Here is a 20,024-nt window from a genome sequence, read left to right as displayed (position 1 = left end):
TGTTGGCCGGGGCTTATTCGCTGCGCCAGATGTCGTATGCGCCTTCGGGAAGCTGCTTGAAGGGGCGGAAACCGATGCCCTTCACATAGCTTGCCGCCGCCACCTGATCCTCGGGTTCGTAGAGCGGCAGCGCATAGGCCTGATCGAGAACGGCGAAGCGCTGCAGCTTGGAATAGAGTTCGAAGCGCTTTTTCTGATCGAGTGTCGAAGCGGCCTCGTTCAGCCATTGCGACAATTCGGGTGCAAAGGCGCGGCTGTAATTGATGCTGCCGCCCTTATCGAGAGGCAGGTAGTGGTACTCGATGTCGATGGCGTCCGTCGGGGTGTTGGAATTGGCGATGGAGCCGAATTGGCCGGTCTTGCGTCGGTCGGTATAGGTACCCGCATCCACGAAGACGATGGCAAGGTCGATACCGGCATTCTGGCGTGCCTGTGCCTGAAGGCCCTGCAGCAACACATCGCGTTGATCGCGCACGGTTGCCTGCGCTTGGATGACCTCGATGGTCAGCCGCTTGCCATACTTGGTGCGAAAGCCCTGTGCATCGCGTGCCGTCCAGCCTGCTTCATCGAGAAGCGCATTTGCCGCTTTCGGATCGGGGCCGTAAGCGCTCTCGACGCTTTTGTCGTAGAATTGCGGATCGATCGGCGAGGTAATGCCCCAGGCGCGGGTGCGCTCGCCGCGATAGACGGCTTTCAGCACCGCATTGACATCGATGGAGGCGATCAGCGCCTTGCGCACCTTGATGTCCTGTGTCGGCCCCCAGGTGACATTGAGGAAAAGCGAATAGGGCGTGCCGGTGTTCAGCGCGGTCTGATAGCTGAAATCGGAGCTATCCTTGAACAAGGACGCATCATTGCCGGCGATGCCTTCGATGACATCGACCTGGCCGGAGGTCAGAGCGCCGGTTCGAACGGCGGATTCAGGCAGGAAACGATAGGTCACTTCATCCAGATAGGCCGCACCCTGGTGGGCGGCGGTCTTGGGCGCCCAGTTATAGGCGGCGTTTTTCACGAACTGGATTTCCTGTCCCTTGGCATAGCGCTTCAGGATGAAAGGTCCGGTGCCGGCGATTTCCGGACCGCCGGATTTCAGCTGCGAGGATGCGAAGGCCGATGGCGAAAGGATCTCCAGGCTGGCGGCGTAGTCGAGAAACGGTGCGTAAACCTGGTTCAGCGTGAAGGAGACCGTGTGGTCGTCTAGCGCCTTCGCCTCGACGATGCGGGCAACTGGCCCGGCGCTGACGCTGCCGGAATAGGCGGCGTCCTTGAGCTTCGTGAAGTTGGTGACCACGGCCTGCGCATCGAATTTCTGGCCGTCAGTGAAGGTCACGTTGTCGCGCAGCTTGAATGTATAGGTCTTGCCGTCCTCGGAGATCTTGTATTCGCTCGCCAGCCACGGAACGTAGCCGCCGTCTGCTGTACGAGCCAGAAGCGATTCATAGGCATTGCGCAGTAGCAGCTTGGTCTTGTCTTGCCCATTCAGCTGCGGATTGAGCGTGGCCGGCTCCGTCTCGACGCCCCATGTCAGCTTGCCACCGCTCACCGGTTTTGCGTCTTGCGCGATAGACAGGCCCGATGTCGCTGAAATTGCGACGATAGCTGCGGTCAGGCTTAGAAAATGTCTGCGAATAAGCATTGAAAGTGTATCTCCTTGAAAAATCTTGGCCGGCGCTCGCACGCCGTTCAGCTCTGTTGGTCGCCGGCCCGTCACGCCGCAATGGCGCTGCGCGCGTTGGCCAGAAGTTCGATGGTTTTCAGCCGGTGAGCACCGTCTGAGACCGGGCAGTCGATGACGAATTCGTCGACACCGAATTTGCCGTGCAGCCGCTGCAGCTCGGCATGGACGTCCACCGGCGTGCCGCGAATGAGGCGAGGGCTTCTCTCTTCGATGTGATAATCGGTCGCCCCGGCCTGGCGGACATATTCCAGCGCCTGTTCGCGGCTGCCGACGTTGACGCCCTGTCCGCCTTTGATCTCCAGACGGAAGCGGCGTGTGTCACCCAGCAAGCTCTCGGCCAGTGAAGCGGTCTGCGCGGTCACGACACTGACGGCGAGCAGAGCCGAGCTGCCGCCCGCTTCCCGATAGGCCGCAAGCGATTGCTCGATCGCATCGTCGTCGCCGTGGATGTGGCCGGCATAGACGAACTGCCAGCCAAGCCGGGCCGCCAATCTTCCGCTTTCCGGGCTCGCGCCGAGCAGAAATCGACCTGGCGGCTGGTCCGGCACCGGAAAGGCGGCAAGACTGTCGGCATCCGCATCAATGGTCTTCTCGTGATGGAGAAAGCCGTCGAGCTCGGTCAATTGCGTCTCAAACGACGGTTTGCGCGCGGGGTCAAGCGTCCCCTGCAGAGCACGGGTCGACAGAGGAAGACCACCGGGCGCCTTGCCCACTCCGAGGTCAACACGACCGGGGGCAAGAGCAGACAGTAGGTTGAAATTCTCCGCGACCTTGTAGGCGCTATAGTGCTGCAGCATGACACCGCCGGAGCCAATGCTGATACGGTTCGTGCGTGCGAGCAGAAAGCCGATCAGCACTTCCGGGGAGGAACTTGCGAGTTTGGAGGTGTTGTGATGCTCTGCTACCCAGAAGCGGCGATAGCCCAGCTCTTCGGCTCGTTTGACAAGCGTCAGCGTGCGCTGCAGGGCTTGCGCTGCGCGCTCCGTCCCATCGATCGGGCTTTTGTCGAGAAAGCTCAGGGCGTAAGACATGGATCCTCTCCGATCGGGTCGGTGCGGCTATAAAGATATTTAATCTATATTTTTACTAGATTATTAAATCGAGCAATGATGTTTCAATCATCGCCTGCACAATAAAAGATCATGCCGTGCGAAGCCGTGTGGCGATCATGCATCCTGAGGGTGCGAAGCGCTGAGCGGAAATTTGAAGACCATCGCATTCGGGGAAACCCGACGACAGGCCACACCGGACAGCCTTCAAACTTCTATTGGAGGCCTATCCATGACTGATATTATTGTCCGATCCTCCCTGCTGGATCCGGCGGCCCAACCGCTGATCGACGGGCTTGTCAGCGAATATGACGGGAGATACGGCGCAGCCAGCCGTCCCGGCGGCGCGCGCACCGAGATCATGCGCTATCCCATGGCACTGTTTTCCCCGCCGCTGGGTGATTTCCTCCTGCTGCAGCGCGATGGCCTGACCATTGCCGGCGGAGCCTTCATGAGCCATGACGACGAGACCGCAGAGCTGAAACGCATCTGGACGGACCCGAACCTGCGACGCCAGGGGCTGGCCCGCCAGATCGTACTTGCCCTTGAAGACAGCGCGGCACAGCTCGGCTACACGCGGGCCTATCTCTCGACCGGCTTCCGCCAACCGGAAGCGGTGGCGCTTTATAAATCGCTCGGATACCGGCCGCTTTTCGACACGACCGCGGACGCCACTTTCTATCGTTCGCTGCCCTTCGAAAAACATATCGGCGAAAAGGCAGGCCAGATTGGATCGACGCCCATCTATCCGCCCGCGGCCTCCTTTGAGGAGGCAACGGCACGCGTAACGGCGCTGAAAGCCGGCCAGGAACAGAAGATCACCGCACGCCTGGAGGCGCGACAGACTTCCGCCGCCTGAGGTTCGCGATCCCATACCGACAATGAGACAGGATTTTCATATGACACATCCAAGCGGCCTTCAGGTCGGCATCGGGTTCGATGCAGCTGCCCACACCGCCGACAGAGGCAATGCCCGGCGCGAGTTCTGGAAGACCATCATTGCGCGCCTTGACGACCACGTCGAGTTTGTGACGCTGGAAGATGGTTTTGCCAGCACTGATGGCGACGGGCTTGATGCGATCCTGCTTGCCAACTGGCTGGCACCGCGCAGCCACAACATTGGCATCATCGGTGGCGCTCCCGTCAATTTCCTCGAACCGTTCCATCTCTCGACCGCAATTGCGACGCTGGATTTCGTCAGCGAAGGCAGGGCAGGGCTATTGGCCCAACAGTATCGCAGCGCCCGCGCCACGAAGGCCAAGCAGGCGATCGGCGCGCTCAATGGCTTTCCGGGCATCGATACTGCGGCGCTTGAGCAGGATGGACGCGATGCCATCGAGGTCATCCAGCGCCTGTGGGACAGTTGGGAGGATGGCACCGTGATCCGCGACAAGAAGAGCCATCGCTTTCTGGATGGCTCCAAGCTGCATTACATCGATTTCGAAGGGGCGGGATTCCGGGTTCTCGGCCCATCGATCACGCCGCGGCCGCCGCAAGGAAAGCCGGTGGTCGCCGTGACCTACCGCAAGGGCGACGAACCTTCGCTTGCCGCGGCAGCCGATGTCGTCTTCCTTGGTGTGGATGCCGCCGATACTGCTGGCGCGATTGCGACCATTCACGGTTCAGCTTCCCTCGAAGCGCAGGCCTTCATCGCCGATATCCAGATTGATGTGGAGAAAAACCCGCTGGCTGAAACCGTCGCGCAGGTGGGGAGCATCGCGGCATCGGGCGTACACGGTATCCGCCTGATCCTAAGCGATCCCAAGGAGCAATTGGAGCGCGTCGTGGGCGAGCTTCTTCCCGCTCTCAAAGCTGCTTCTCTCATCCGCGACGTTGCTGGTGGCACGCTGCGCAGCCGTTTCGGCCTGCCGGCTGCCGGCAATCGGTATGCCCCGGCCGCGTGAGCCCTAGAGGAACGATCATGACCAAAAAGCAAGTAATTCTCGGCGCACAGTTTCCGGGCGTCAACAACTTCACCGTCTGGAGCGATCCGGCGGCGGGAAGCCAAATCGAGTTTTCGTCGTTCCGGCATTTTGCCGAGACGGTGGAGCGCGGCAAATTCGATTTCATCTTTCTCGCCGAAGGCCTGCGCATCCGCGAGCAGAAGGGCCGCTTCCACGAACTGGACGTTGCCGGCCGACCCAATACGCTGGCAATCCTGACGGCCATCGCCTCGATTACCGAGCATGTCGGCGTGATCGGCACCTTGACAACCACCTTCAACGAGCCCTATCCGCTCGCCCGGCAGCTGGCGACGCTGGATATACTATCCGGCGGCCGCTCTGGCTGGAACGTCGTGACCTCGCCGGGCGCCTTCACCGGCGCGAACTTCCGGCGCGGGGATCATCTGCCCCATGCCGAGCGCTACGAACGGGCGCGTGCCTTTATCGATGCCGTTCAGAAAATATGGGCTGGCGGCGAGTTTTCGTTCAACTCCAAACACTTCGACATTGCCGGGCACTCTGCGCTTGCGCCTTTGCCGCAAGGTGCACCGATCATTGCGCAGGCGGGTGATTCCGACGAGGGAAGGGAGCTGGCGGCAAGCCATGCCGACCTCATCTACTCCCGCCATGGCTCGATCGAGGCCGGGCAAGCCTTTTACGCAGATGTGAAGAAGCGTCTGGCCAAATATGGCCGCAGCCCGGATGCCCTGAAAATCCTCCCCGGCGCCAATTTCATCATTGGAGATACCGAGGAAGACGCGCAGGAAAAGCTGAAGGCTATTCGCCTGCAGCAGGTCAGCCCACGCAATGCAATCGTGTTTCTGGAACAGGTCTGGAACCGGGATCTGTCTAGCTATGATGCGGATGGTCCTTTGCCGGATATCGAACCAGATGTCTCCGAGGAGCGTGTAGCTCAAGGCCGCGCCAACAATCAGGACAGCAAGAGCAGGTTGGAGACAGCGCGGCTGTGGCGCGAACTTGCCGAGCGGGATCGTCTCAGCATTCGCGAACTGACCATTCGTGTCACCGTACGGCAGCATTTCATCGGAACGCCCGACAATATCGCCAGCGAAATCAACCGCTATGTGCAGGCCGACGCCGCCGATGGGTTTGTGTTTGCACCGCATCTGACGCCCGGCGGTTTCGATGAATTCGTCGAGAAAGTCGTGCCGCTCCTGCAGGAACGCGGCGTCTATCGCACCGACTATAAAGGGGGGACATTGCGGTCCAACCTCGGCCTGCCCGATCTGTCGGAGCGCGTGCTCACACGCGATCTCGCGGCAGCGGTCTGAAGGCAAAGATCGTTATAAGCAGTTATCAAAACAGTGGCTCGCGCTTTCGAGGCGCGAGCGATCTCGTCATATTGGGGAACGGTGCACTGCAAAGACCCAACTTTGCCTGCGCCCTTTATAAAACGACAACTACAGCACCTTCTTGAAGCCGGTGTGCGTTGCGACAAAGCCAAGCTTTTCGTAGAATTGATGCGCGGCAGGCCGCGTCTTGTCGGTCGTCAATTGCACCAGGACGCAGCCCCTGGAACGGCAATATTCAAACGCCCATTCGAAGGCCTGCTTGCCGATCCCCTGGCCTTGATGCGTGGCGGCAACCCTCACGCCCTCGATCTGCCCGCGCAAGGCACCCATTCTTGAGATATTCGGGATGATGGTGACCTGCAATGTGCCAATGACAGTGCCGCCCTCCGTCACAACAGCGAGGAACTGGTTCGGATCCGCATCGATCGCCGCAAAGGCTCTCTCATAGGGTTCGGCAATCGGCAGGCTAGCATCCTCACGCCCGGCTCCAAGATCATCCTGTGCGAGTAGTGTGACGATGGCCTGGAGGTCGGCGTGCTCTGCCCGTCGGAATTCCACCATGTCGATTTCGGCTCCTTGAGATCATCGGTCTACAAACTGAGCCGCATTCTAGCCGCGCTTGCCGATCAAACCAACTGAGCGCAATTGCCGTGGTCCCGATGACCGGCAGAATCATCGGGACCGCTTCGAATGATCAGGCGATTTCCAGCGTCTGGCGCGCTGCCGCCTCACGCTTCTTGTGTTTTGCCTTCATTGCCTTGCCGGCGACATAGACCTCGGCCACGCAGCGGTCGTCGCCCATGGTCTGCAGGATGAAGAGTTCTTCGGCGAGCGACGTTGTCGTGCGCATGCGGAATTCCATCGCTGACTTGGCGCTGGAATCGAGCACGACGATGTCGGCATCTGCACCGGCTTTCAGAGAGCCGATCTGCCGCTCCAGCCCAAGCGCCTGGGCATTGCCGAGGGTCATGCGATAGAACGAATTGAACGGCGTCAAGCGCTGGCCCTGCAGATGAAGTACCTTGTAAGCCTCGTCCATTGTCTCAAGCATGGAGAAGCTGGTACCGCCGCCGACGTCGGTTGCGACGGACCAGCGCGCACCGAACTTGTCGAATCGCGCCGCGTCGAACAGGCCTGAGCCGAGGAAAAGGTTCGACGTCGGGCAGAAGACGCCGACAGCGCCGGTTTCGGCGAAGACAGCAACTTCGCGATCGCTCAGATGAATGGAATGACCGAGCAGCATGCGCTCGTTGAGCAGGTCATAGCGGGCATAGATATCCGTGTAGTCCTTGGCTTCAGGATAAAGCGAGGTCGCAAAGGTCACCTCGTCGCGATTTTCGGAAAGATGCGTCTGGACATAGCAGGTCGGATGTTCGGCAACGAGCACCCGGCTCATTTCCATCTGCTCGGGCGTCGAGGTGATGGCAAAGCGCGGGCTGATGGCATAATGCGCGCGGCCACGGCCATGCCATTTCTCGATCAGCCGCTTGGTCTCGTCGTAGCCCTGTTGCGGCGTGTCGCGCAAAGCGTCCGGCGCGTTGCGGTCCATCATGACCTTGCCGCCGATCATGCACATGCCGCGCGCTTCGGCCGCGGTGAAATAGGCATCGACGCTTTCCGGATGTACCGAGCAATAGGCAACGGCCGTCGTCGTGCCGTTCGAAATCAGTTCGTCCATGAAGCGGTCCGCCACCTCAGCCCCATGGGCGGCGTAGGCAAATTTCTGCTCCTCGACAAAAATATAGGTGTTCAGCCATTCAAGCAGCTGCGCGCCGTAGGAGGCGATCGCCTGCGTCTGCGGGAAATGCAGATGCGTGTCGATAAATCCCGGCAGGATGAGGTTTGGGCGATGGTCGGCGACCTCGACATTACCGCCGGCCAGTTTGCTCATATCGCCGTAGGATCCGATCTCCATCACCTTGCCGTTGCGCACGAAAACCGCACCGTCCTCGAGATAGCGATAGGAGGCGGTATCATCGATGCCCTGCGGCTCGGCAAGGAAGGTCAGCACGCGGCCGCGGATCAGGATTTCGTTCATTGGGTCTTCTCCCCGTTGATGGTGCTTTCGTACCAGGAGACGAGCAGTCGGCGCTCCTCGTCGGTTATGTGCGAGGCGTTGGCCGGCGGCATGGCATGGCTGCGGCCGGCCTGCAGGTAGATCTCGCGGGCATGGGCGGCAATATCGCGGTCCGTTTCGAACACCACGCCCTTGGGAGGCGCGATGATGCCCTCCCAGCTAGGCTCCTTGGCGTGGCACATAGAACAGCGCCCCATGACCGTATCGCGGACCTTCGGGAAGGTCTGTGCCGTGATTAAGGGCTGCTGCAGAGCGGAGACCTTCGGGTTGGCGGCTTCGCCGGTCAGCAGCTTCGGCACCGTGGAAAGCCACATGATGATGATGAAGAGGATGACTGTGACCAGCCAGGTCCAGGTCGGCTTGCCGGCATCAGCGTGGCGAGTGTTGAACCAATGGCGGATCGTAACACCCATCAGGAAAACCAGCGAAGCGATGATCCAGTTGAACTGCGTACCGAAAGCCAGCGGATAGTGGTTCGACAGCATCAAGAACAGCACGGGAAGCGTCAGGTAATTGTTGTGCGTCGAGCGCTGCTTGGCAATCCTGCCGTATTTCGCATCGGGCGTGCGGCCCGCCAGAAGATCGGCAACAACGATCTTCTGGTTCGGGATGATGATGAAGAACACATTCGCCGACATGATCGTCGCGGTGAAGGCGCCAAGATGTAGAAAGGCGGCGCGGCCCGTGAAGAGATGCGTATAGCCCCAGGCGACTGCAACCAGAATAAAATACAGCGCCACCATCAGCCGCGTATTGTCATTGCCGAAGGGCGACTTGCAGATGAGATCGTACATGATCCAGCCGCCGGCGATCGTGCCCAGCGAAATGGCGATCGCCACGGGCTTCGACACGTCGAGCACGGCCGGGTCGATCATGTAGAGGTCGGCGCCAGCGTAGTAGACGAGACAGAGCATGCCGAAGCCGGAAAGCCAGGTGACATAGCTCTCCCATTTGAACCAGACGAGGTGGTCCGGCATGTTGGCAGGTGCCACCAGATACTTCTGGATATGGTAGAAGCCCCCGCCGTGAACCTGCCACTCTTCGCCGTAAGCCCCTGGGGGCAGCGAGGCGTGCTTCTTCAGGCCCAGGTCCAGCGCGACGAAATAGAATGACGAGCCGATCCAGGCGATAGCGGTGATGACGTGCAACCAGCGGACGGCAAATGTTATCCAGTCCCAGGCAATAGCGTATTCGTACAAGGGAAAGTCCTCCCGATCTTCACGGGACTGTTTGCCATCTCTCGATTTTCGCGAAAATCCCGCTTAATCCGCAACACTTTCAAAAAAATCTATAAGATGACCCCTGCTTGTTCCGCACGCTAATGTGGTAGAAGGAGCAATGTCTTATCTTGATAATGTGCGTGTCTTCGTTCGCGTGGTCGAACTCGGAACCCTTTCGGCGGCGGGGCGGGATCAACGCGTCACGCCCGCGGTTGCGAGCAATCGCATCAAGGAACTCGAGCGCCATCTCGGCGTACGCCTCTTCAACCGCACGACGCGGAAACTGTCACCGACGGAACACGGCCGTGTCTTTTACGACGGGGCCGTGAAGATCATCGAAGCCGTGAACGAGGCGGAGGGGGCGATTGCAGACCTCTCGCGCAACCCGAAGGGCTCACTCAGGATCACCGCGCCGCTCGGCATCGGCCGCCGGCTGATCGCCTCGGGCATTCCCGAGTTCCACGATAAGTATCCGGATATCGAAGTGCGCGTCCGCTTGTCGGACCATAATGTCGATATCCTCGCCGAAGGCGTCGATGTCGCCTTCAAGCTCGGCGTGCTGGAGGATTCGAACCTGCGCATGCGCGGCATCCTCAATTGCGAACGCGTGCTTTGCGCCTCGCCGGATTACCTTGCGCGCCGCGGCATGCCCGCCAATGCCGACGCATTGATTGCCGACAAGCATGAGTGTCTTCTACTGCGTTACCCCGGATCGAAGGAGTATTTCTGGACGCTGGTAACGGCAGAAGGGCCACGCAAATTCGAGGTCGCCGGCCCCTATGACAGTGACGACGGCGACGTGCTCACGCAATGGGCCCTGGAAGGTCGCGGCATCATCAACAAGCCGCTGTTCGAGGTGAAGGCCTATCTTAGGGAAGGGCGCTTGGTCGAGATCCTGAAGGATAGCCCACCGGCCCCGGTGCAGCTCGCCGCGATCTATCCGCACAAGCGTTTTCAGGACCCGAAGGTGCGGTTGATGATCGATTTCATGGCGGAGCGCTGTCAGCGGCTCATCGGCAAGCTACTGCAGGACGAACCCGCAACTGCGGCCGCTACCGACTGATTGCCGCGACAGACTTCGTTCGATTTGCCGCCCAGCTCAGGGCCGCGGTCATGATTTCGGCAGCGGCGAGCGTGGCGATAACAGCCGGACGTTTGTCCTTCACCGCGGTTCCGCCGATCGGGCAGACGAGATGATCGAAAAGATCGGGCTGGCCAACTTCGCGCGACAGCCAGTTGCGGAAGGTGGCGCGCTTCGTCTTGGAGCCGATCATGCCGACATACGCGGCATCCCGGTGCCTCAGCGCTTCCGCGGCAATGAGGAAATCGAGCGCGTGATCGTGGGTGAGGATCACGAAGCTGCTGCCGGCCGGCGCGTCTCGCACCACCGCTTCCGGCATGGCCGTCAGGCAGGTCTCAATGCGCGGCACGGTGCAGGCGGTCAGTTCGTCTTCACGCGTATCGACCAGCACGACGCGCAGCGGCGCCAGTGAGAGCGCCATGGCGAGCGCGTCGCCGACATGGCCCGCGCCGAATACATAGACATGCGGCCGCGCAGCCATTTCGCGGTCGCTGCGCGTGATGAGTCGGCGTGCCACGACTGGACTCAGTGCCGTGAAGGCGAGGCCGACCCGGCCGCCACAGCACTGACCGATCTCCGGGCCAAGCGGCACGTTCATCGGTTCCGCCGCAAGGCCGGAACGCAATGCGCGCCGCGCCTGGTCAATCGCCATATATTCGAGCTGCCCGCCACCGATCGTTGCAAAGCTCGCCCGTTCAGACACCAGCATCCAGGCATCCGTGTCGCGCGGCGTGGAGCCGGCAGCGCCGGTCACCTCGACCAGGACCGACACCGGCTCGCGGCGCAGGAAATCCCGAATGTCTTCACGCGCGGCCAGCATAGCCTCACCTTTCTTTCGCTGCTTTCAACCGTTCGATCGCCATCAGCACCCGTTCGGGTGTTGCCGGCGCATCGAGCCGTGGACAGATCTTGTGGTCGGCGACACTTGCCACCGCATCCGAAAGGGCATGCAATACGGCAAGGCCAAGCGGCAAGGGTGGCTCGCCGACCGCCTTCGAGCGATGGATCGTCGGCTCATAGGCTTCCGACCAATCTGTCAGCGCTACATTGAAAATCTTCGGCCGGTCGGATGCAAGCGGGATTTTGTAGGTCGAGGGCGCGTGAGTGCGCAGCCGCCCCTTATTGTCCCAGAACAGTTCCTCTGTCGTCAGCCAACCCATGCCCTGGATGAAGCCGCCCTCGATCTGTCCGATATCGATCGCCTTGTTCAGGGAGCGGCCGGTATCGTGCAGGATATCCGTACGCTCGACCACATACTCCCCGGTTAGCGTATCGATGGAGACCTCCGAGCACGCGGCGCCATAGGCATAGTAATAGAAGGCGTGGCCGCGGCCCTTAGAGCGGTCCCAGTGGATTTTCGGCGTCTTGTAGAAGCCGGCCGCCGAAAGCTGCACGCGCGACATATAGGCCTTTTTGACGAGATCATCGAAGGGCATCTCGACGTCGCCGATCCGCACCCGGTTGGGCAGGAAAATAACCTGGTCGCGCGAGACATGATGGCTCTCGGCAGCAAACGCGATCAACCGCTCCTTGATCTGCCGCGCGGCGTTCTGCGCCGCCATGCCGTTGAGGTCCGCACCGGACGAAGCAGCCGTGGGCGAGGTGTTCGGCACCTTGGCCGTCGTCGTCGCGGTGATCTTCACCCGATCGAGATCGATCTGGAATTCTTCCGCCACCACCTGAGCGACCTTCAGATGCAGGCCTTGCCCCATCTCGGTGCCGCCGTGGTTCATGTGCACGGAGCCGTCGCTATAGACATGCACGAGAGCGCCTGCCTGGTTCGACTCGGTCTTGGTGAAGGAAATGCCGAATTTCACCGGCGTCAGCGCAAGGCCACGCTTGACGATGCGGCTCTTCGCATTGAATTCGGCAATTTCCTTGCGGCGACCAGCATAATCGGCGCTCTCCTCCAGCTCCGCGACGATGCGCTGGATGATGCAGTCTTCGACTTTCTGGTGATAGGGAGTGAGGTTGCGTTCGCCCTGGACGCCCATCGCGTCATAGAAATTCAGCTTGCGGATATCGAGCGGATCCTTGCCGACCGCGAAGGCCACCTCGTCGATGACGCGCTCGGCCCCCACCATGCCTTGCGGGCCGCCGAAACCGCGAAAGGCCGTGTTGGAGACGGTATTGGTATAGAGCGGGGCCGATTTCGCGTGAACATGCGGGAAAAAATAGGCGTTGTCGCAATGGAACAGCGCGCGGTCGCCGACAGGGCCGGAGAGGTCGGCCGAAAAGCCGGCCCGAAGCGCGAAGGTGTAGTCGATGGCAAGGATCCGGCCCTCATCGTCGAAGCCGACATCGTAGTCGATGGCGAAGTCGTGCCGCTTGCCGGTGGCGGTCATGTCCTCATCGCGGTCGAGCCGCACCTTGACGGCACAGCTCAGCTTCTTGGCGGCGATAGCAGCGATCGCGGCACATTGGTTCGCCTGCGTTTCCTTGCCACCGAAGCCGCCACCCATGCGACGTATCTCGATCGTGACAGCATTGCTCGGCACGCCGAGAGCGTGGGCGACCATATGCTGCGTCTCGCTCGGCCCTTGGGTCGAGCAGTAGACGATGACCTCGTCGTCCTCGCCGGGCACTGCAAGCGAGACCTGCCCTTCGAGATAGAAATGATCCTGCCCGCCAAGCCGCATGCGGCCCTTGACGCGACGCGGCGCGAGCTCAAGCTCGGCTGCCGCATCGCCTCTTTTCAGCGTCAGCGGCGTGACGACCTGCCGATGGGTGGATACGTCGAGATCCCAGATGTCGATATCGGCAGGCAGTTCCTCATATTCGATCTTCGCCAACCGGGCCGCGCGGCGGGCCTGCTCGCGTGTTCCCGCAATGACGCAGAAGATCGGCTGGCCATGAAACTCGACCCTCCCGGCCGCAAGTACCGGATCGTCATGCATGTTGGAGGGCGAGATATCGTTAACCCCGGGCACATCCTCGTGGGTCAGCACGGTGACGACGCCGGGAGCGGCGCGCACGGCGGAAAGATCGACCGACTTCAAAATGCCATGCGCGACGCTCGACAGGCCGAGGCCTGCATGCAGCGTGCCGGCGGGCTCTGGAATATCGTCGATATAGACTGCCGTACCCGCTACGTGCTTGTGCGCGGAATCATGGCGCGGGCTGGTATGGACGCCGCCAATGATGGTTTCTGCCTTGAGGTCGGACGTGTGCTTGTTCATGGCCTATGCAGCCTCGTATCTGGAAACCTGGGCCGCCGTCGCACTTGACGTCGTTTCCAGGTAGAACCGGAGAAGAAGGTTTTTTGCCGCAAGCGCGCGGTATTCCGCGGTGGCCCGCATGTCGCTGAGCGGCGTGTAGTCCTCGGCGTATTGTTCCATGGCGTCTTCCACTGTGGATTCGCTCCAGGGCTTGCCAAGCAATGCCTTTTCCACCGCGAAAGCCCGCTTCGGCGTGCCTGCCATGCCGCCATAGGCAATGCGGATTTCTTCGACCGTGCCGTCGGCGGCAAGCGTCAGACGGAAGGCGCCAAGCGTAGCCGTAATGTCCTCGTCGCGGCGCTTGGTTACCTTGTAGATGGCAAATTTTTCCATGGCGGCGGGAATGGGCACATGCACGGCTTCCACGAATTCACCGGGCTGGCGATCCTGCTTGCCATAGGCGATGAAATAGTCTTCGAGCGCGACGGTGCGCCTGACGGCACCCTTGCGCAGGGTCAGCGATGCACCTAGCGCAATCAGCGGCGGCGGCGTATCGCCGATCGGCGAGCCGTTGGCGATGTTGCCGCCGATCGTTCCCATGTTGCGCACCTGCTGGCCGCCAATACGGGTGATCAGCGCGCCGAGCGCCGGAACGTGCTGTGAAATCGTTGCGATCGCCTCTGAATAGGTGACGCCAGCGCCGATGGAGATAATGCCATCCTTCACGGCGATAGACTTCAACTCCTCGAGCCCGGCAATGAAGACCGCCGGTGAGATATCGCGCATGTGCTTGGTGACCCAGAGGCCGACGTCGGTGGAGCCGGCCACTACAGTTGCGGTTGGCGACACCTCCAGAATAGAGGCAAAATCATCGAGATCCGCCGGCACGACCAACCGGTTGCGACCCTCGCCGATCTCGACGCGGCCGCCATCGCGCAAAGCCTGCAGGCGGGCAATCATTGTTTCGCGTTCCACGAACAGAGGATCTTTCTTTGTCCCGCCGTAGCTGGAAATGGTGCGGGCGGCGCGCAGGATCGGCTCATAGCCGGTGCACCGACACAAATTGCCTTGAAGTGCAGTTTCGATCTGCTGGTCCGTCGGGTTCGGCGTCTGCATCCAGAGCCCATAGAGCGACATGACAAAGCCCGGCGTGCAGAAACCGCATTGCGAGCCATGACAGTCGATCATGGCCTGCTGCACGGGATGCAGATTGCCGTCGCGGCCTGCGACATGTTCGATGGTCACGACATGGCAGCCGTCGAGCGAACCCAGGAAGCGTATGCAGGCATTGACCCCCTCATAGACGAGGCCGCCCTCGGGTGTGAGCCGTCCTACAAGCACGGTGCAGGCGCCGCAGTCGCCCTCGGCGCAGCCTTCCTTGGTGCCCTTGAGCGAACGGGAAAGGCGCAGCCAGTCAAGTAGCGTCTGGCTCGGCCCGACGTCTTTCAAGGAGATATCCTGACCGTTGAGGATGAAACGCAGTTCGGAGCGGATTGCCGGGGTCGTCATGGTCTAGCTCCCACGATAGGTGGAATAGCTGAAAGGCGAGACGAGCAGCGGCACATGGTAGTGCACGCTTTCATCCGAAAGGCCGAAGCGGATCGGGATGATGTCCAGGAACTTCGGGCCCTCGGATGTACGGCCGAGATAGTCGCCCGCATGGAAGCGAAGCTCGTATACGCCGATCTTCATGGTTCCCCCCGATAGCAGCGGCGCGTCACAACGGCCGTCGCTATTGGTCTCAGTGCTCTGGAGATGGTGATGCGTGTCACCTTCGATCCGGTAGAGATCGATGCGCAGCCCCCGGGCGGGCCTGCCGAGCGCCGTATCCAGCACATGGGTCGTGAGCCGACCGGCTCCTTGCGAATGAGGCTGCATGTTTTCTCCCGAACCGAGTGCTCCTGTCTCCACTATCCGGCAAGCTCATTCCCCTGAAAAGCGCTGGGATCGTTCGAGACTTTCAAATTTTACAAGGGGAATAGCGCGCGCGATTTGCGGTTAGAAATTTGCCATCGACAACATTTGGAGGAGTGTTTCATGCGATATTGCCGTGACATGCACGGATATGGCCCGACGCCACCGGCGGCTCAGTGGCCGGACGATGCACGCATCGCCGTACAATTCGTCCTGAATTACGAGGAGGGCGGCGAGAACTGCGTGCTGCATGGCGATGCCGCATCCGAAGCCTTTCTTTCGGAAATCGTCGGTGCCTCCCAATGGCTAGGTCAGCGCCACTGGAACATGGAATCGATCTACGAATATGGCGCTCGCGCCGGCTTCTGGCGCCTACACCGGCTTTTCACCGAGAGGCAGCTGCCCGTCACGGTCTACGGCGTCGCGACTGCGCTACAGCGCTCGCCGGCGCAGGTCGACGCCATGCTGAAAGCCGGCTGGGAAATTGCCTCGCATGGCCTCAAATGGGTCGAGCACAAGGATATGGGGCCGGACGAGGAACGGGCGGCAATCGCCGAGGCGGTTCGCCTGCACACGCTCGTCACCGGCGAGCGGCCGCGCGGCTGGTATACCGGCCGCTGTTCGGTCAACACGGTCGATCTGGTGACGGAGGCCGGCGGCTTCGACTATATCTCCGACACCTACGCCGACGATCTTCCCTATTGGTATGAACATGGCGGTCGCCATCAGCTCATCATCCCCTATACGCTTGATACCAACGACATGCGCTTTGCGACTCCGCAGGGCTTCAACAGCGGCGACCAGTTCTTCAGCTACCTGAAGGATTCCTTCGACGCGCTCTATGCGGAAGGGGCTGCCGGCCACCCGAAGATGATGAGCATCGGCCTGCATTGCCGGCTGATCGGCAGGCCCGGCCGCGTCATGGCGCTTGCCCGCTTCATCGATTACGTTCAAGGCCACGAGAAGGTCTGGATCGCCCGCCGGGTCGACATCGCCGAGCATTGGGCAAAGACCCATCCGCCGAAGCCTGCCACGGAACGGCCGTCGCAGATGGCGGAGGGTGACTTCGTCGAGCGCTTCGGCGGCATCTTCGAACATTCGCCCTGGATCGCGCGTCGGGCCTTTAGCGGCGAACTTTCGCCGGCGAATGATACCGCACTTGGCCTCCACGCCGCGCTCGCCTTTCAGTTCCGTGCGGCAAGCGATGAGGAACGCCTCGGTGTGCTCACCGCCCACCCCGATCTTGCCGGCAAGCTGGCACAGGCCAAGCGCCTGACGGCGAGCTCGACGGAAGAACAGGCTTCTGCCGGTCTCGACGCGCTGACGGCAGAAGAGCACGCACGCTTCACCGATCTCAACAACCGCTACATCGCAAAATTCGGTTTCCCGTTCATCATCGCCGTACGCGACCATTCAAAATCCGGGATTCTGGCCTCGTTCGAGACCCGGCTCGAGAATGACCGCGACACCGAATTCGCCACTGCCTGCCGCCAGGTGGAGCGGATCGCGTTTCTTCGGCTCGCCGCCATGTTTGGAGACGGGCAGGGCCTGCCTCGCTCCAGTCAACGGACCGCCGCGTGAGGGCCGGGCTCTGTGCGAAAAGATCAGAAACGAGGAGAGCGTGAATGAAAGTGATCGAGATACAGCCGTTGACGAGCGTCGCCTTCTTCCCCTTCGGCGAGGTGATCGAGACGGAAGGTGCTTACAACTACCCGATCAACGCCGGCAAATGCGTCCGCTATCATGACCTCGCCAAGATCGAGACCACAGGCGAGAAGGCGCGCGCGATGATCAGCCTGCTGCGCGGTGAGCCCTATAGCCTGCCGCTGGAACTGAAGATGGTCGAGCGGCATCCTCTCGGCAGCCAGGCCTTCATTCCCCTGTCGGATAATCCGTTCCTGATTGTCGTGGCACGAGAAACGGCGAATGGGCCGAGCGAGCCGCTGGCCTTTCGGACGAAGCCCGGACAGGGCGTCAATATCGGGCGCAATGTCTGGCACGGCATCCTGACGCCGCTCGACGGCATCTCCGATTTTGCCGTCGTCGATCGCGGCGGCGAAGGCGTCAATCTGGAAGAGCATTTCTTTGAAGAGCCATTCCTCATCCGCTAAGCGGAGCGGGGTCAGGTGAGACGATAAGTGAGGGTGCCGCAACCGCGGCGCCCTCCTTGTGAGTTTGTGCAGATTCTTCTGGATCGACACTCAGGAGCGAACCGACTCGAATTGTTGAGCGGCACCCGCCCACCTCCTCGAGGAGGTGCGCTGCCGGGGCTGCACCGACAACCGAACTATCCCACGCAGACGCTGCTATACCCACCGGAGCTCCCTGATCGGGGCGTTCAGCCGACGTGTGGTAATGAATATTGACAATATGTGCTACGCTTCCCACAATCAGGCAGAACGAAAAGGGGCTGCCAATGGCATCGGGAAGCATCCATGTGAAGGTCGGCGGTCTGTTGCAGGCCCATATTCAGCAGCAGATTGGCGAGAACGGCCTTTATGAAAATGCCAGTGAGTATATTCGGGCGTTGATTCGCCGAGACCTGCAGACGCGGGACGCGGCGTGGGACGCACTGGCAGGGGAACTAGCTCCCGCCATGCGCGCCGATGACGGTGAATTTGTCGCTGTCACGGCCGAGGACGTCATCCGCCGCAACCAGCGCCGCTAGCATGGCGGCCTATCGGTTTTACCCGCGCGCGGATGCGGCGCAGGACAAAATTTGGCGTGACACAGTTGAGAAATGGGGCGAGCCGCAGGCGGTCACCTACATCACCGGACTCCATGCGCATTTGACGTGTCTTTGTGAAACCAAGGCGCTTTGGCGCCAGCTTCCGCAGAAGCTTGTGGTTCCTGTCAATGTCAAACACGAGGCGTATTTCAGTCGCTACGGACATCACTATGTCTTCTTCCGCGAACTCGATAACGGCGATCTTGGCGTGATGAGCATTTTGCATGAACGCATGGACTTGCCCGTGCGTCTTGCTGAAGACCTCGCGGCGCTTTCTGAGAAAGCGCAACCTTTCAGGACGTAGAGCCGGCTGCTCCAAGGCAAAACCCAAACGAGCCAGGGCACCCATTTGATGCCCTGGCCCCTTGAAACATGTCTGCGTCAGTCTGCGAAGAATGCGAAGCGCACGATGAACAGGGCGGCCACGATCTGCGTCGCCAGATGAAGCGTCTTCCATCGACCGGTGAAAACCTTCAGGACGACATAGCTGATGAAACCGAAGGCGAGGCCATTGGCGATCGAGTAGGTGAACGGCATGGCCAGCGCAGTGAGCGCTGCAGGTGCCGCTTCGGTCAGATCATCCCATTCAATCTCCGTCAGCTCGCGCATCATCAGACCAGCGACGTAGAGCAGAGCCGGAGCGGTCGCATAGGCTGGAACAGAGGCTGCGAGTGGAGAAAAGAACAGGGCTGCGATGAAGAGCACGGCAATCGTCAGCGCCGTCAGGCCCGTACGACCGCCCGCTTGAACACCCGAAGCGCTCTCGACAAAGGCTGTCGTGCTGCTGGTGCCCATCAGCGAGCCGGCAACAATGGCCGCGCTGTCGGCGAGCAGGGCCCGGCTCAAGCGGCTCGGCTTTCCCTCGCCGATAAGGTTCGCGCGCTTGGCGACGCCAATCAGCGTTCCGGTCGCATCGAAAACTTCAACGAGCACGAAGACGAGGATGATGTGGATCAGTCCGCCATGAAGTGCTCCGACAATGTCGAGCTGCATGAAGGTCGGCATGATGGAAGGCGGCATCGAAACGATGCCGTGGAACTGGCTGGCACCGATGATCCAGGAGAGAATGGTGACGGCAAGAATGCCGATCAGGATCGCACCCTTCACCCGCAGGGCATCAAGAACGGCGATGACAAAGAAGCCGAAGATTGCGAGAAGCGGGCCGGACTGCTTCAGGTCTCCGAGGCCGATCAGCGTCGCCTTGTTGGATACGACGATTCCGGCGCTCTTCAGCGCGATGATCGCCAGAAACAGGCCGATACCGGTGGCGATCGCGCTTCTAAGCGAGTGCGGGATGCCGGCTATAAGCCAGCTGCGCACACCGGTCACCGTCAACAGGACGAAGATCCCGCCTGAAATGAAGACTGCGCCAAGCGCCTGCTGCCATGTAAAGCCGAGGGCGGCTACGACGGTAAAGGCAAAGAAGGCATTGAGGCCCATGCCCGGCGCCAATCCGATCGGCCAGTTGGCGACGGTCCCCATGACGAACGAGCCCAAGGCCGCAGCGAGACAGGTGGCGACGAAGACAGCGTTGCGATCCATGCCGGTGGTCGACAGGATGTCCGGGTTGACGAAGATGATGTAGGACATCGTCAAGAACGTCGTCACGCCTGCGATGAGCTCGGTGCGCACGGACGTGCCGTGCTCACTCAATTTGAAAAATCGTTCAAACATAGTTCCTCCCTAAGCGTTCCCAACGCCAGTGCATGTCATAAAGGTAGCCGGCATCTCCTCCGGATGCCGGCGCGACAAGCGCTTGTAAACGCTTCGTAGCGGGGGGATTGTGCGCTTTTAGGGGCTCTGCGCGCTAGAGCCGTATTTCCCTGCAATTTGCGAAAGTCATTCTAGTTTTTCAGACTATTT

Annotated in this window: 18 protein-coding genes; 8 read left to right on the top strand and 10 right to left on the bottom strand. The window is 60.7% G+C overall.

Annotated features, from left to right (window positions below; all coding sequences use genetic code 11):
* Positions 1-13: 13 nt before the first annotated feature.
* Positions 14-1,636, bottom strand: a complete 1,623-nt coding sequence (locus A6U86_RS09470; protein ID WP_068389589.1) for an ABC transporter substrate-binding protein — start codon at positions 1,634-1,636, stop codon at positions 14-16.
* Positions 1,637-1,707: 71 nt separating this feature from the next.
* Entirely contained in the window at positions 1,708-2,709 is a 1,002-nt protein-coding gene (locus A6U86_RS09465; protein ID WP_068389586.1) for an LLM class flavin-dependent oxidoreductase, read from the bottom strand.
* Positions 2,710-2,959: 250 nt separating this feature from the next.
* Here A6U86_RS09465 and A6U86_RS09460 point away from each other — a divergent pair, with 250 nt between their 5' ends.
* From A6U86_RS09460 to A6U86_RS09450, 3 genes are read left to right on the top strand one after another with little or no spacing between them, the layout of a single operon-like run.
* A complete protein-coding gene (locus tag A6U86_RS09460; RefSeq protein ID WP_068389583.1) occupies positions 2,960-3,586 on the top strand; it encodes a GNAT family N-acetyltransferase in 627 nt (208 codons plus the stop codon).
* Positions 3,587-3,626: 40 nt separating this feature from the next.
* Complete coding sequence (locus A6U86_RS09455) at positions 3,627-4,631, top strand: LLM class flavin-dependent oxidoreductase (RefSeq protein WP_068389580.1); 1,005 nt, start codon at positions 3,627-3,629, stop codon at positions 4,629-4,631.
* 17 nt (positions 4,632-4,648) lie between these two features.
* Positions 4,649-5,962, top strand: a complete 1,314-nt coding sequence (locus A6U86_RS09450; RefSeq protein ID WP_068389577.1) for an LLM class flavin-dependent oxidoreductase — start codon at positions 4,649-4,651, stop codon at positions 5,960-5,962.
* 129 nt (positions 5,963-6,091) lie between these two features.
* Here the strand turns inward: A6U86_RS09450 and A6U86_RS09445 are convergent, their stop codons facing one another.
* The 3 genes from A6U86_RS09445 to A6U86_RS09435 all read right to left on the bottom strand — a co-directional run bounded on the left by A6U86_RS09445 (position 6,092) and on the right by A6U86_RS09435 (position 9,259).
* Complete coding sequence (locus tag A6U86_RS09445) at positions 6,092-6,544, bottom strand: GNAT family N-acetyltransferase (RefSeq protein ID WP_068389574.1); 453 nt, start codon at positions 6,542-6,544, stop codon at positions 6,092-6,094.
* A gap of 133 nt (positions 6,545-6,677) precedes the next feature.
* The gene (gene guaD / locus A6U86_RS09440; protein WP_068389571.1) at positions 6,678-8,021 is read right to left on the bottom strand and encodes a guanine deaminase; all 1,344 of its coding nucleotides are present in this window, start codon (positions 8,019-8,021) and stop codon (positions 6,678-6,680) included.
* On the bottom strand, positions 8,018-9,259 hold the full coding sequence (locus tag A6U86_RS09435; RefSeq protein ID WP_068389568.1) for a urate hydroxylase PuuD: 1,242 nt from the start codon (positions 9,257-9,259) through the stop codon (positions 8,018-8,020). Before A6U86_RS09435 ends, guaD begins: the two co-directional genes overlap by 4 nt.
* A gap of 139 nt (positions 9,260-9,398) precedes the next feature.
* Between A6U86_RS09435 and A6U86_RS09430 the strand changes: the two genes are divergently transcribed.
* Positions 9,399-10,343 carry a LysR family transcriptional regulator gene (locus A6U86_RS09430; RefSeq protein WP_068389565.1) on the top strand — a complete coding sequence of 315 codons (945 nt, stop codon included), beginning with the start codon at positions 9,399-9,401 and terminating at the stop codon, positions 10,341-10,343.
* Here the strand turns inward: A6U86_RS09430 and xdhC are convergent.
* From xdhC to uraH, 4 genes are read right to left on the bottom strand one after another with little or no spacing between them, the layout of a single operon-like run.
* Entirely contained in the window at positions 10,333-11,181 is an 849-nt protein-coding gene (gene xdhC, locus A6U86_RS09425) for a xanthine dehydrogenase accessory protein XdhC (RefSeq protein WP_068389562.1), read from the bottom strand. The two genes, A6U86_RS09430 and xdhC, sit on opposite strands and share 11 nt — an antisense overlap.
* A 4-nt stretch (positions 11,182-11,185) precedes the next feature.
* Positions 11,186-13,540 carry a xanthine dehydrogenase molybdopterin binding subunit gene (gene xdhB / locus A6U86_RS09420; protein WP_068389559.1) on the bottom strand — a complete coding sequence of 785 codons (2,355 nt, stop codon included), beginning with the start codon at positions 13,538-13,540 and terminating at the stop codon, positions 11,186-11,188.
* Between the two features lie 3 nt (positions 13,541-13,543).
* Positions 13,544-15,028, bottom strand: a complete 1,485-nt coding sequence (gene xdhA, locus A6U86_RS09415; RefSeq protein ID WP_068389556.1) for a xanthine dehydrogenase small subunit — start codon at positions 15,026-15,028, stop codon at positions 13,544-13,546.
* Between the two features lie 3 nt (positions 15,029-15,031).
* The gene (gene uraH, locus A6U86_RS09410; RefSeq protein ID WP_068389740.1) at positions 15,032-15,397 is read right to left on the bottom strand and encodes a hydroxyisourate hydrolase; all 366 of its coding nucleotides are present in this window, start codon (positions 15,395-15,397) and stop codon (positions 15,032-15,034) included.
* A 159-nt stretch (positions 15,398-15,556) separates the two neighbouring features.
* On the opposite strand from uraH, the gene puuE reads away from it, so the two are divergent.
* The 4 genes from puuE (at position 15,557) to A6U86_RS09390 (ending at position 18,465) form a co-directional block, all read left to right on the top strand.
* Positions 15,557-17,014, top strand: a complete 1,458-nt coding sequence (gene puuE, locus A6U86_RS09405) for an allantoinase PuuE (RefSeq protein WP_068389553.1) — start codon at positions 15,557-15,559, stop codon at positions 17,012-17,014.
* 44 nt (positions 17,015-17,058) lie between these two features.
* Positions 17,059-17,544 (top strand): ureidoglycolate lyase, encoded by a 486-nt coding sequence (locus A6U86_RS09400; protein ID WP_068389550.1) that lies wholly within the window; start codon positions 17,059-17,061, stop codon positions 17,542-17,544.
* Between the two features lie 305 nt (positions 17,545-17,849).
* Positions 17,850-18,101: a transcriptional regulator gene (locus A6U86_RS09395; protein WP_068389546.1), complete on the top strand. Its 252-nt coding sequence runs from the start codon at positions 17,850-17,852 to the stop codon at positions 18,099-18,101.
* A gap of 1 nt (position 18,102) precedes the next feature.
* Complete coding sequence (locus A6U86_RS09390; protein ID WP_068389544.1) at positions 18,103-18,465, top strand: type II toxin-antitoxin system RelE/ParE family toxin; 363 nt, start codon at positions 18,103-18,105, stop codon at positions 18,463-18,465.
* A gap of 77 nt (positions 18,466-18,542) precedes the next feature.
* On the opposite strand, the gene A6U86_RS09385 is transcribed toward A6U86_RS09390, so the two are convergent.
* Positions 18,543-19,835 (bottom strand): NCS2 family permease, encoded by a 1,293-nt coding sequence (locus A6U86_RS09385; protein ID WP_068389541.1) that lies wholly within the window; start codon positions 19,833-19,835, stop codon positions 18,543-18,545.
* Positions 19,836-20,024 lie beyond the last annotated feature (189 nt).

The sequence above is a fragment of the Rhizobium sp. AC27/96 genome (assembly GCF_001692325.1).
Lineage (GTDB): Bacteria > Pseudomonadota > Alphaproteobacteria > Rhizobiales > Rhizobiaceae > Rhizobium.
The sequence above is the reverse complement of the archived record's forward strand: the minus strand, read 5'-3'. Positions and strand labels throughout refer to the sequence as shown.